This is a genomic window from Paenibacillus sp. W4I10 (assembly GCF_030816325.1).
Classification (GTDB): Bacteria; Bacillota; Bacilli; order Paenibacillales; family Paenibacillaceae; genus Paenibacillus; species Paenibacillus amylolyticus_B.
Genome location: NZ_JAUSXX010000001.1, coordinates 5045635 through 5058781, shown reverse-complemented (window position 1 = coordinate 5058781; position 13147 = coordinate 5045635). Strand labels below are relative to the sequence as shown.

11 protein-coding genes, 2 tRNA genes, 2 rRNA genes and 1 other RNA gene are annotated in these 13147 nt (G+C 47.1%); all 16 read left to right on the top strand.

The genetic code is table 11. The features are described from left to right. The first annotated feature begins 215 nt into the window (after window positions 1–215). The 16 genes from QF049_RS22805 to QF049_RS22730 all read left to right on the top strand — a co-directional run bounded on the left by QF049_RS22805 (window position 216) and on the right by QF049_RS22730 (window position 13002). Window positions 216–602 carry a response regulator gene (locus QF049_RS22805; RefSeq protein ID WP_017691292.1) on the top strand — a complete coding sequence of 129 codons (387 nt, stop codon included), beginning with the start codon at window positions 216–218 and terminating at the stop codon, window positions 600–602. Between the two features lie 260 nt (window positions 603–862). Continuing rightward, window positions 863–1717 (top strand): class II fructose-1,6-bisphosphate aldolase, encoded by an 855-nt coding sequence (gene fba / locus QF049_RS22800; protein ID WP_307540789.1) that lies wholly within the window; start codon window positions 863–865, stop codon window positions 1715–1717. Between the two features lie 147 nt (window positions 1718–1864). After that, window positions 1865–3118: a UDP-N-acetylglucosamine 1-carboxyvinyltransferase gene (locus QF049_RS22795; RefSeq protein ID WP_017691290.1), complete on the top strand. Its 1254-nt coding sequence runs from the start codon at window positions 1865–1867 to the stop codon at window positions 3116–3118. Window positions 3119–3584: 466 nt separating this feature from the next. Beyond that, window positions 3585–4910, top strand: coding sequence for a transcription termination factor Rho (gene rho / locus QF049_RS22790; RefSeq protein ID WP_036607258.1), 1326 nt, complete (start codon window positions 3585–3587; stop codon window positions 4908–4910). A gap of 97 nt (window positions 4911–5007) precedes the next feature. Beyond that, entirely contained in the window at window positions 5008–6282 is a 1275-nt protein-coding gene (locus QF049_RS22785) for a radical SAM family protein (RefSeq protein WP_091039190.1), read from the top strand. A 102-nt stretch (window positions 6283–6384) separates the two neighbouring features. Then, window positions 6385–6582 carry a 50S ribosomal protein L31 gene (rpmE, locus tag QF049_RS22780; RefSeq protein ID WP_036607255.1) on the top strand — a complete coding sequence of 66 codons (198 nt, stop codon included), beginning with the start codon at window positions 6385–6387 and terminating at the stop codon, window positions 6580–6582. 146 nt (window positions 6583–6728) lie between these two features. Further along, window positions 6729–6996, top strand: an RNA gene (ffs, locus tag QF049_RS22775) — signal recognition particle sRNA large type. Window positions 6997–7170: 174 nt separating this feature from the next. Beyond that, complete coding sequence (dnaX, locus tag QF049_RS22770; RefSeq protein ID WP_124118870.1) at window positions 7171–8916, top strand: DNA polymerase III subunit gamma/tau; 1746 nt, start codon at window positions 7171–7173, stop codon at window positions 8914–8916. 41 nt (window positions 8917–8957) lie between these two features. Beyond that, the gene (locus QF049_RS22765; protein ID WP_036607248.1) at window positions 8958–9269 is read left to right on the top strand and encodes a YbaB/EbfC family nucleoid-associated protein; all 312 of its coding nucleotides are present in this window, start codon (window positions 8958–8960) and stop codon (window positions 9267–9269) included. Window positions 9270–9304: 35 nt separating this feature from the next. Next, window positions 9305–9904, top strand: a complete 600-nt coding sequence (gene recR, locus QF049_RS22760; RefSeq protein WP_062838113.1) for a recombination mediator RecR — start codon at window positions 9305–9307, stop codon at window positions 9902–9904. Between the two features lie 233 nt (window positions 9905–10137). Then, complete coding sequence (locus QF049_RS22755; RefSeq protein ID WP_083657421.1) at window positions 10138–10365, top strand: DUF2508 family protein; 228 nt, start codon at window positions 10138–10140, stop codon at window positions 10363–10365. Window positions 10366–10397: 32 nt separating this feature from the next. Next, window positions 10398–10667 (top strand): pro-sigmaK processing inhibitor BofA family protein, encoded by a 270-nt coding sequence (locus QF049_RS22750; protein ID WP_307540783.1) that lies wholly within the window; start codon window positions 10398–10400, stop codon window positions 10665–10667. A gap of 348 nt (window positions 10668–11015) precedes the next feature. Beyond that, window positions 11016–12568 (top strand): 16S ribosomal RNA (locus QF049_RS22745). A gap of 106 nt (window positions 12569–12674) precedes the next feature. Continuing rightward, window positions 12675–12791: ribosomal RNA gene (gene rrf / locus QF049_RS22740) — 5S ribosomal RNA — on the top strand. Window positions 12792–12827: 36 nt separating this feature from the next. Continuing rightward, a tRNA-Ile gene (locus QF049_RS22735) sits at window positions 12828–12904 on the top strand. Between the two features lie 22 nt (window positions 12905–12926). After that, window positions 12927–13002: transfer RNA gene (locus QF049_RS22730), tRNA-Ala, on the top strand. The last annotated feature ends 145 nt before the right edge of the window (window positions 13003–13147 follow it).

Below are 13147 nucleotides of genomic sequence, written 5' to 3'. Positions count from 1 at the left end.
GTTAACGTAATAGATATTGGGGATGTTCCTGGCAACCATAGCGGATGCCAGAACATCCCTTTTTTTTGCGTAAAAAGCAGATGGATATGCTTTTTGTCATTTTGTGAATGTAGCAGGATTTTAATGGAAGAGGTAGAATACTTATCATGACGACTATGGGATAGTTATCCAGATTCAAAGATGTACATGCTTTCCTAATTCTAGGAGGTTACAGAGTGGAAGATAAAAAAGTTTTGATTGTTGATGACCAGAATGGTATTCGAATCCTGTTAATGGAAGTGTTCAGCAGTGAGGGGTATAACACGTTTCAAGCACCCAACGGCAAGGTTGCTCTGGAGATTGTGAATAATGACAAGCCTGACCTGGTATTGCTCGATATGAAGATTCCTGGGATGGACGGTCTGGAAATCCTGAAGCATATTAAAGAAATTGATCCGGGTATCAAGGTCATCATGATGACCGCTTATGGTGAACTGGACATGATTAAGGAAGCCACGGATCTCGGAGCGCTCATGCACTTTACAAAACCATTTGATATCGACGAGATGCGAGTGGCTGTGAATATGCAACTTCGCAATGGTACCGCCAATAAATGCAGCTGAATCCTGTTGATACAGGATTTTTTTGCGTGTGGAGAACATAGAAGGTACTTGGTGGGAGAATGGGGTATTTCACTCCTTCGTCCGGGGAATATTGGAAATGGGGAAGTTATAAAGCGGTGTCTATGAAAACTGTGCTGCAAAGCACAGCATTTTTGCAAATGCTTGTTTAGTATTTGACATGGGATGTGGTATAATAAGCCCGTATGTGATTTCGGCTAAAAACCATAGACACAACCCAAACCCCTAGGAGGATTGAAACCATGCCATTAGTATCTATGACAGACATGTTGAACAAAGCACTTGAAGGAAAATATGCAGTTGGTCAATACAACATCAATAACCTTGAGTGGACTCAAGCGATTCTTGGTGCTGCTGAAGAAGAGAAATCCCCAGTAATCCTGGGTGTATCCGAAGGCGCAGCACGTCACATTGGTGGCTTCTACACTGTAGTTAAAATGGTAGAAGGACTCATTCACGACATGAAAATCACCGTTCCAGTTGCAATTCACCTGGACCACGGTTCAAGCTTCGACAAGTGTAAAGAAGCGATCGATGCTGGATTCACATCCGTTATGATCGACGGTTCCCACCACTCCATCGATGAGAACATCGAAATGACTAAAAAAGTTGTTGAATATGCACACGCTAAAGGCGTTTCTGTAGAAGCTGAAGTAGGTACTGTAGGCGGACAAGAAGACGACGTTATCGGTGGTATCATGTACGCTGACCTGAACGAGTGTATCCGTATCGTTAAAGAAACAGGTATCGATACATTGGCACCAGCTCTTGGTTCCGTACACGGTCCTTACCATGGCGAGCCTAACCTGGGCTTCAAAGAAATGGAAGAAGTTCGTGACGCGGTACAAGTTCCACTCGTATTGCACGGTGGTACAGGTATTCCTAAACACGACATCGACAAAGCCATTTCCCTGGGTACGTCCAAAATCAACGTAAACACAGAGAACCAAATTGCTTTTGCAAAAGTGGTTCGTGAAGTGCTTGCAGCTAAACCAGATGCTTACGATCCACGTACATTCATCGTACCAGGCCGTGAAGCAATCAAAGAAACCGTTAAAGGTAAAATCCGCGAGTTTGGTTCTAACAACAAAGCGTAATTTAACTTTACCAGTTCCATACTGTGAAATGGAAAAACACCGCCTAGCCGGTGTCTTTCCATTTTCACACCTTATTTCTACATCGGAAGCCAACAGCACGTATTGCCGTTCATCGGCTGCAAAACACGTAGGGGGACATTAAGCTTTATGGAAAAATTGATGATTAGTGGCGGACGTCCGTTACAGGGAACTGTAACTATAAGCGGCGCCAAGAACAGCGCCATTGCGCTTATTCCTGCAGCATTGCTTGCCGAGTCAGAAGTCGTGTTGGACAACCTGCCGCTTTTGAGTGACGTGGCGGTTTATGCAGAAATTTTGGAGGAACTCGGAGCACGTGTGACTTGGGAAGGCAGTCAGATGAAGATTGACCCTTCTGACATCAAATCCATTCCTATGCCGAATGGTCCCGTGAAGAAGCTTCGCGCTTCGTATTATATGATGGGTGCATTACTAGGGCGTTTCAAAGAAGCGACCATAGGTTTACCAGGGGGCTGTAATTTTGAGCCTCGTCCAATTGATCAACATATCAAAGGGTTTGAAGCGCTTGGCGCAACCGTAACAAACGAACATGGCTCCATTCATTTGCATGCCAAAGAGCTGCGCGGAGCAAAAATCTATCTTGATGTAAGCAGTGTCGGCGCAACCATTAATATCATGCTGGCGGCTACTCGTGCCAAAGGCTCTACAATTATCGAAAACGCGGCTAAAGAGCCTGAGATTATAGATGTAGCAACACTTCTGAATTCCATGGGTGCCAGCATCAAGGGTGCAGGTACCGAAACGATCCGTATTGAAGGGGTCTCGGAGCTTAAAGGCTGCCGTCATTCCATCATTCCGGACCGTATCCAAGCAGGTACGTATATGATCGCTGCAGCGGCGACGCGCGGAGATGTTCTGATTGACAATGTGATTCCCAAACATCTGGAGGCTTTAACGGCAAAGCTGCTGGAGATGGGGGTTGGCATTGAGGAGTTGGATGAAAGTATACGTGTCATTGGTAAACCAAGTTATAACCACGTGGACGTGAAGGCACTTGTATATCCTGGTTTCCCAACGGATCTACAGTCACCAATGACCAGTGTTTTAACACAGGCAACCGGTGTGAGTGTCCTGAGCGACTTTGTATACAGTAATCGGTTCAAGCATGTGCCTGAGTTGGTACGGATGGGCGCAAAGATTCGAGTAGAAGGACGGTCAGCGATTATTGAAGGCAGTGCATTAAACGCAGCCAAAGTAAAAGCATCCGATCTTCGCGCTGGAGCAGCGCTGGTGATTGCCGGTCTCACCGTCAGTGAAGGTGTGACTGAAGTGACGGGGGTCGAATATATCGACCGCGGTTATGATCATCTGGTGACTAATCTGCGCCTGCTCGGTGCAGATGTATGGCGGGAAACTGATTAAATAGGAAGCATTATGCATGATTCAGTCATACACATGTTTATTTTAACTGAACTGCATATCTTTTCGATGATTAGGTAAACCTGTTTTAATAGAGTTCTCAGTCTCTCCGGCATAAGACGAAATGTTTCTGTTTCCTTTACCGGAGGGTCTTTTTTTGAATTAAACTTCATATGGCTGTAAGAACATCATTTCTCATCCCCAACCCCCGGTTTTGTTTGAACTGCGCTCCATAGCCGGTCTATCCGGATTGATCGCCTCAATGCATCGTTCACACAATAGCGGATCTTGCCGAATGTTGGCCATCCCACCCGGAAACTTACACTCAAAGACAAGTATTTGCATTATAACGGTTACATTCCGTACAATGGACAGAAGGGATTGTGGCAGACGCCGCTCTCTATAGCCGGAACATCTAGCGAAACTATCCATTTCACACGGACTTATTAATTGAATAGGTGGTTATTATATGGATCTACAAATTTCCGATTTGGAAGAAATGAAACTAACGGACCTCTACAAACTGGCCAAAAAATATCAGATACCTTACTATGGTACGTTAAAAAAGAAAGAATTAATCTTTGCTATACTACGTGCACAAGCTGAACAAAGCGGCCTGATGTTCATGCAAGGCGTACTCGAGATTTTACCTGAAGGTTACGGATTTCTTCGGCCGATTAACTACTTGCCAAGTACGGAAGACATTTACATCTCAGCTTCTCAGATTCGCAAGTTTGACCTAAGAACAGGTGACCTCGTATCAGGTAAGTGTAGAACGCCTAAGGAAAACGAGAGATACTTCGGTTTGTTGCAAGTCAACGCTGTAAATGGTGAGAATCCATCGGCGGCTGCAGAGCGACTTCACTTCCCGGCACTAACCCCACTGTATCCGCAGAAAAAACTGGTTCTCGAAACATCCCCCAACCATTTGTCCACACGAATTATGGATGTGCTCGCCCCGGTAGGATTGGGACAGCGCGGATTGATCGTAGCACCTCCCAAAGCGGGTAAAACGCTTCTCCTCAAAGAAATTGCCAACAGCATCTCAACTAACAATCCTGAAATTGAACTGTTTGTCCTGTTGATTGACGAACGTCCAGAGGAAGTAACGGATATGTCGCGTTCGGTAAAAGGGGAAGTGGTGGCTTCAACATTTGATGAACTGCCTGAGAATCATATTAAGGTGGCGGAATTGGTGCTTGAACGTGCGCTTCGTTTGGTTGAGGCCAAAAAGGATGTCGTTATCCTGCTGGATAGCATTACACGTCTTGCCCGTGCATATAACCTGGTTATTCCACCATCAGGTCGTACGCTTAGTGGTGGTATTGACCCAGCTGCATTCCATCGTCCGAAACGTTTCTTCGGTTCTGCCCGGAATGTGGAAGAAGGCGGAAGCTTGACCATCCTGGCAACGGCATTAATTGATACCGGTTCACGTATGGATGACGTCATTTATGAAGAGTTTAAGGGTACAGGTAACATGGAGCTCCATCTGGACCGTCGTCTGGCAGAGCGCCGCATATTCCCGGCGATCGACATTCGTCGTTCCGGTACACGTCGTGAAGAAGTGCTGCTCAGCAAGGAAGAGTTGGATACAATCTGGGCGATTCGTAAAAACATGAATGATTCCCATGACTTTGTCGAAGGATTCCTGAAAAAACTTCGTAACAGCAAGACAAATGCAGAGTTTTTGGCGGCATTTGATTCGGCTGGTAATAGCCCGACAAGCAATTCCGGGACAACAACAACCCGTCGCTCACCTAGACAGACAGCTACGTCAGGTACATCGACGTAAGTGTCGTTGGACTAATCACTTTCTTTTTGCAGCATTGCTGTAAATGTTACAATACACTCGTCGTTAGGTTTAACCCATTAGATGTGAGGAGAACATCATGTATTTAGTATACGCAGATGAAAAAGGTAATGTATTTGATCATCCTTCCCTGTACGGGCTTGCCCGCAGTGGAGATATGATCGTTGAGATTATGGAAGACGAACTCATCCCTTTGCCAGAGGGTGCAACGTTGGTTGGACTCCCGAGCACCCGGCCCATTGGTATGGACCCGGATACCGGTGAGATGCTGCCAATGCCAACGGACACACAGGCTGTAGGTGCGTTGCTTCCACAGGGATTCACTCGTTTGTGTCTCCCTGGTTATGTGAAGACAGATAAAGAGTATAAGTTGCCTTTGTTCGGTTATTCCGCAGTAGTTTGGAAAGATGGCGGTTTCTATGTCACGGCTGCGAAGTCGGATAGTCCTGACCAATGGAATCCGCTGAACTGTGATCGTGATGATGTGCGTTCCGGGGTTAAACGGTTGACGGAGCAATATCCTGAGAACCGCCTTTATACTCATCTGTCCAATTGTGCGCTCGGATATGAATGCCTAACTTCGTCGAACACGTTCCTGAATCGTTGGGAAGGTGGAGTACCGGTATCCTATTCTTGCAATGCGGGCTGTTTCGGGTGTATCTCCGAGCAACCGGATGATAGCGGTTTTGTTTCCCCGCAGACACGTATGAACTTCCGACCACGTGTGGATGAGATTGTGGAGGTTATGCTGGAACACCTGAAGACGCCGGAGTCCATCATTAGTTTTGGACAAGGTTGTGAAGGGGAGCCTTCCACGCAGGCCAAGCTGATTATTGAAGCGATTCGCGAAGTGCGTTCCGTAACGGACATGGGGTATATCAACATTAATACCAATGCTGGTCTGAACGATCACATTAGAGGTATTGTAGATGCTGGATTGGATCTGATGCGCGTAAGTACAATTAGCGCACTGGATGACCACTATAACGCCTACTATAAACCGCGTGGTTATACCTTAGCCAATGTTGAGAAATCGATGAAATACGCAGCGCAGCAGGGTGTATACACGTCCATTAACTATCTGATCTTCCCGGGCGTAACAGACCGTGAAGAAGAGATTGAGGCGATGATTGAGTTTGCGAGAAGAACCGATCTACGCTTGATTCAGATGCGTAATCTCAATATTGATCCGGAGAGCTATCTTGAATTAATTCCTCCAGCTCAAGGTGATATCTTGGGCATGAAGCAGATGATTGAGATTTTTGAAGACGAGTTACCTGATGTTGTGATCGGATCGTACACCCATGTTCCACCAGCTGGAATGGCACGTCCAAAACGGTTGATTACCTCTTAACAATAATGGATTGCAACAGGCACAAGGCCGTGTTATAATCTCAGGGTTGTGCCATTTACTCTGGGTCCGCTTGAGGCTCAGGGCGGAAAGAGGTGAAAGGTAATGAAAGAAGCAATTCATCCTAATTACACGATTGGTCAAGTATCTTGCGCTTGCGGGAATACTTTTGAGACAGGTTCGGTTAAAGACGGACTTCGTGTAGAGATTTGCTCCGCGTGCCACCCGTTCTTCACAGGTAAACAGAAGTTTATCGATGCTGGCGGCCGTGTTGATCGTTTCAAAAAGAAATACGGAATCTAATAGGACAATTCTTGGAGTTGTCTGCTAATTGCATCCAACACACCCCTGCTGATCTGGCAGGGGTTTTTATATGTTATATGTAAGCATAGTCGCTTCCTCGTTCCTCTGGTTGCAATTTGGACAACCTTACGTTATACTATTTCTTACCGTGCTAGATGGGGAGGTAGCGGTGCCCTGTAACTCGCAATCCGCTATAGCGAGGTTGAATTCCTGCTAGAGGTTTTGCCGATGTGAGGTTTGGTCCCTAAACGTGGTGTTGACGGTTGGGTCCTCCGCAATGAGTACTCATGAACCTGGTCAGGTCCGGAAGGAAGCAGCCATAAGTGAGATCACTCTTGTGCCGGAGGGTTGCCTAGCCCGAGCTATTGTTTAGGGGTGCCACTTGGATCGCAAATATCGATAGCAGGTGCACGGCTTACCATTTAAATGTAGAGACCTTTGCAGTTGTATGTATGCAGAGGTCTTTTTGATATGTCTTAATAAACCACGCATGAATGAGTCAGATAAAGTTTGGATTCACCCTAGAATATAGTATAATAGGGGAACGACAAAGGACTCGAATGCGAAGTGGAAGGAAGGTAACGCATCATGGAGCATATCGCGTTATACCGGGCTTGGCGTCCCCAGTCGTTTCAAGATATGGTGGGGCAACAGCATATTATTCAGACCTTGCAGAACGCGATTCGTGAACAGCGGACTTCCCATGCCTACTTATTTAGCGGGCCCAGAGGAACGGGAAAGACAAGTGCCGCCAAGATTTTGGCCAAAGCTGTGAACTGCGAACGTGGGCCTGCGCCTGAACCTTGTAACGAGTGTGAAGCTTGCCGCAGAATTACGACTGGCGCTGTGATGGATGTGCAGGAGATTGATGCTGCATCCAATCGGGGCGTTGAAGAAATCCGTGATCTTCGGGAAAAGGTTAAATATGCGCCAACCGAGGTCCGGCAGAAAGTCTATATTATTGATGAAGTGCACATGCTGACAACGGAGGCATTCAATGCTTTGCTCAAAACATTGGAAGAGCCACCACCACATGTGATGTTTATTTTAGCAACAACGGAACCACACCGCCTTCCGGCTACCATTATATCGCGCTGTCAGCGATTTGATTTTCGCCGGGTATCCCTGGAAGAGCAGACAGCAAGACTTACATTGATCTGTGAACAGGAAGGTATGGAGGCTGACCAGGATGCACTCCAATACATTGCCCGTTTATCGGACGGTGGAATGAGGGATGCACTTAGTGTGCTGGATCAGATCTCTTCATTTACGGATGGACGAGTAACGTACCAGCAGGTCATGGACATGACGGGTGGAATTGCTTCAGAGCAATTTGCCAAACTGGCTGCTTCGCTGCTCAAGGGTGATGTTGGTCATATTTTGCAGATGATTGAAGGTTTCATGCATGAAGGAAAGAGTGCAGACAAGTGCATGGAGAATCTACTGTATTATTTCCGTGATTTGCTTATGATTAAGATGGTACCTGATGCAGATAAACTGACGGACCGGGTACTTAATCCGGAGTCTTTCCGTGATATGGCGGAGTCATTCACCAGGGAACAACTGTTCCACATGATTGACACCCTTAATCGGTACCAGAGTGAAATGAAATATGCAGTACAACCACAGACATTATTCGAAGTTGCATTGCTTAAACTGTGTAGTATTCCAGCTCAAGGTGAGGCTTCTGTTCAGGTGGGAGCTTCAGCTCATGCAGCACCTGCTGATGGGGGAGAGATCAACCGCTTGAAGCAGCAGCTTGCTGAGTTGGAGAAGAAGTTGGATCGTGCACTAAAGAGTGGGTTGTCTGGTGGAGAAGGTTCATCGAGTGCTCCATCGCGTCCGGCAACACGAGCCCCTGTATCGAGAGGGAACTCGCCTGCGAAGCTTCCTGCACAGTTGGATCAGTATGTTGCGCGCAAGGGAGCCCCTGAGTTCGCAGAGATCAGCAAAAAATGGAGTCAGATCCTGCAACGGGTGAAGGAAGAGAGGGTTACCGTTCACGCCTGGTTTGTGGATGGTGAGCCGGTATCATTGCTTGAAGACAATGTGTTGGTTGCTTTTAAAAACAACATTCACCGTGAAACAACGGAGAAGCAGGCTAACCGTGAAGTCATTGAGCGGGTGTTGTCCGAGCAGCTTGGGCGTCCTGCGCGATTGGTGACGATGATGCTCAAAGATTGGACCGGAGCAACGGAGGGAGCTTCTGAAACGCCAAAGGAGGACTTTAAGCTTGAACCTGAGCATGAAGACGGCGGTTCAAGCAACAAGCAGCCATGGATTGATGAAGCCATCCAGCTCTTTGGTGAGGACCTTGTAGTGATCAAAGAATAATGCGTATAGCGCGATAACCATAACAAAGGAGATGAACAATTATGAACAACATGAACCAAATGATGAAACAAGTGAAGAAAATGCAGGAGCAAATGCTGAAAGCACAAGAGGAACTGGCGGACAAAACAGTCCAAGGTACTTCTGGTGGCGGTGTAGTGACGGCTGAAGTTAACGGACACAAGAAATTGCTTGCTATCACGATCAAACCTGAAGCGGTAGATCCGGAAGATGTTGAAATGTTGCAGGATCTCGTTATGACAGCTGTTAATGATGCAATGGCCAAAGCCGATGAGATTGCCAACAAGGATATGGGCAAGTTCACAGGCGGCATGAATATTCCGGGATTATTTTAATTAAAAATTGATCCTGTCAAAGGAGACACAATCGATTGTATTATCCCGAACCAATAGCCAAGCTGATTGATGCCTTCACCCGGTTGCCGGGTGTGGGTCCCAAGACGGCAGCGCGTTTAGCTTTTCATGTGCTTAACATGAAGGAAGATGACGTTATCGATTTTGCCAAAGCGCTCGTAAGTGTGAAGCGTAATCTTCATTACTGTTCTGTATGTTGTAATATCACTGATACGGACCCGTGTCGCATCTGTCAGGATAAGTCCAGGGATGTCTCTGTAATCTGTGTAGTTCAGGATTCGAAAGATCTGGTGGCCATGGAGCGCACCAAGGAATTTGATGGATACTATCATGTGTTACAGGGTGCGATTTCACCTATGGAGGGAATTGGCCCAGATGATATTCGTTTGAAGGAACTCCTGATTCGATTAAGTGATGAACGTATAAAAGAGATCATCTTGGCGACAAACCCCAATATCGAAGGGGAGGCTACAGCGATGTACATCTCCCGCTTGGTGCGTCCGTTTGAGATCAGTGTGACCCGGATTGCGCATGGATTGCCTGTAGGTGGCGATCTTGAGTATGCGGATGAAGTGACCCTTTCCAAAGCGTTGGAAGGGCGCAGGGAGATGCGTTAGTGTGATCAATTTGTATTACGCAGCGAACTTCCTTGGAAACTTCGGATGCTAAATAAGTTTCGATGTGCAAAGAGAGCCTTAGGGCTCTCTTTTTTTTGTGAAGAAAATGAATGCCTGAGTTCTAAGTTTGTCCTTTCCCTGATAAGTATGAGAATATACTGTGCTGATCAGGAGGGGGAGAGTTTATGTTTTTGTGGCGAAATACACGGAACTCGGTAGAGAAACACAACAGAATGTTGAAGGAACTTGAGGCGGATCAGATCTATGCAGATATTCAGATGGCTAAGCAGGAATGGGAGCGGGCTATGAGACAGTTCGAAGATGCACAGGGGCAGGATGAGATTGATTATGCCATTTATGTATTAGAGGCAGCTGAGCGGAAGTACCAGATCCACTTGAGAAGAGCAAAGCGAGCCAGAGCGAATGATGATGTTACATCACAGCGAGGGATTAGTATGTAGTCATGTTTACATTAAACACGGAGGTGTAACATATGAAGAGTATCATACTAGGAAGTGTACTGGTTATATCATTACTGGGGCTTATCGTTGTTTTATTCAGAAAGCGGATAGGCTTATCGTTTTTTACGTCATTCGGAATTCATCTGGTGCTGGCTGCAGTAGGGATATATATAGTGAATTATTCCGGATGGATTACAGGAACCTACATCCCACTGAACCCAACAACGATAGGGACTGTAACTGTTTTGGGATTGCCAGGTGTGGGGCTATTATTAGGGTTGAAAATTTCTTTGTTCGGATAGTTGACTCGCGGGATATTTATATGGTACATTATATCTCGTTGCTTTGCTTGCTTGGTTAGATGCTTTAGATGAAATGAAGGAGTTCATTACGAACTTCGAAAAAGAATTTCAAAAAAACACTTGACCAAAACAAACGAAGTATGATATATTATAAAAGTCGCCGCTGAGAGAAAACGGTGACGAAAAAACGAGTTTGATCTTTGAAAACTGAACAACGAGTGAGTAAACATTCTGCTTGCAGAATGAACGCGAAAGTTTGAAACGAGCCTTGGCTTGGATCAACTGGAGCACAAATGAGATTTTTAATCTCGTCAGATTCAAAATGAGCTTATCGCTCTTTTCAATACTTTATTGGAGAGTTTGATCCTGGCTCAGGACGAACGCTGGCGGCATGCCTAATACATGCAAGTCGAGCGGAGTTGATAGGAAGCTTGCTTCCTTGATACTTAGCGGCGGACGGGTGAGTAACACGTAGGCAACCTGCCCTCAAGTTTGGGACAACTACCGGAAACGGTAGCTAATACCGAATAATTGTTTTCTTCGCCTGAAGAGAACTGGAAAGACGGAGCAATCTGTCACTTGGGGATGGGCCTGCGGCGCATTAGCTAGTTGGTGGGGTAACGGCTCACCAAGGCGACGATGCGTAGCCGACCTGAGAGGGTGATCGGCCACACTGGGACTGAGACACGGCCCAGACTCCTACGGGAGGCAGCAGTAGGGAATCTTCCGCAATGGGCGAAAGCCTGACGGAGCAATGCCGCGTGAGTGATGAAGGTTTTCGGATCGTAAAGCTCTGTTGCCAGGGAAGAACGCTTGGGAGAGTAACTGCTCTCAAGGTGACGGTACCTGAGAAGAAAGCCCCGGCTAACTACGTGCCAGCAGCCGCGGTAATACGTAGGGGGCAAGCGTTGTCCGGAATTATTGGGCGTAAAGCGCGCGCAGGCGGTCATTTAAGTCTGGTGTTTAATCCCGGGGCTCAACCCCGGATCGCACTGGAAACTGGGTGACTTGAGTGCAGAAGAGGAGAGTGGAATTCCACGTGTAGCGGTGAAATGCGTAGATATGTGGAGGAACACCAGTGGCGAAGGCGACTCTCTGGGCTGTAACTGACGCTGAGGCGCGAAAGCGTGGGGAGCAAACAGGATTAGATACCCTGGTAGTCCACGCCGTAAACGATGAGTGCTAGGTGTTAGGGGTTTCGATACCCTTGGTGCCGAAGTTAACACATTAAGCACTCCGCCTGGGGAGTACGGTCGCAAGACTGAAACTCAAAGGAATTGACGGGGACCCGCACAAGCAGTGGAGTATGTGGTTTAATTCGAAGCAACGCGAAGAACCTTACCAGGTCTTGACATCCCTCTGATCGGTACAGAGATGTACCTTTCCTTCGGGACAGAGGAGACAGGTGGTGCATGGTTGTCGTCAGCTCGTGTCGTGAGATGTTGGGTTAAGTCCCGCAACGAGCGCAACCCTTATATTTAGTTGCCAGCACTTCGGGTGGGCACTCTAGATAGACTGCCGGTGACAAACCGGAGGAAGGTGGGGATGACGTCAAATCATCATGCCCCTTATGACCTGGGCTACACACGTACTACAATGGCCGGTACAACGGGCTGCGAAATCGCGAGATGGAGCCAATCCCAACAAAGCCGGTCTCAGTTCGGATTGCAGGCTGCAACTCGCCTGCATGAAGTCGGAATTGCTAGTAATCGCGGATCAGCATGCCGCGGTGAATACGTTCCCGGGTCTTGTACACACCGCCCGTCACACCACGAGAGTTTATAACACCCGAAGTCGGTGGGGTAACCGCAAGGAGCCAGCCGCCGAAGGTGGGATAGATGATTGGGGTGAAGTCGTAACAAGGTAGCCGTATCGGAAGGTGCGGCTGGATCACCTCCTTTCTATGGAGAATCGTTTCCTGCAACGGAAACATTCAAATATAAAATCTAGCCAGGTCGGCTAGTTACTCACTCGTTGCTCAGTTTTGAGAGCTCAAACTCTCAAACGTTTGGTGGCGATAGCGAAGGGGTTCCACACGTTCCCATCCCGAACACGACCGTTAAGCCCTTCAGCGTCGATGGTACTTGGACCGCAGGGTCCTGGGAGAGTAGAACGCCGCCAAGCGTAACCCATTTTGGGTTCAAATAGTATATATAATGTGGGCCCTTAGCTCAGTTGGTTAGAGCGCACCTCTGATAAGGGTGAGGCCGGTGGTTCGAGTCCACCAGGGCCCACCATCTATACCTTTAAACTTTATATGGGGCCATAGCTCAGCTGGGAGAGCGCCTGCCTTGCAAGCAGGAGGTCAGCGGTTCGATCCCGCTTGGCTCCACCAAAAATGCTTTACAAGTTTGTTCTTTGAAAACTAGATATCGAAACGAAACAAACGCGAATTAGAACATTCCTTTAAGCTGATCTTGTGTAAACAAGTGAAGTATTTATAAAGGTAGTTAAATTGCTTTTGTGATGGTATCGAATGG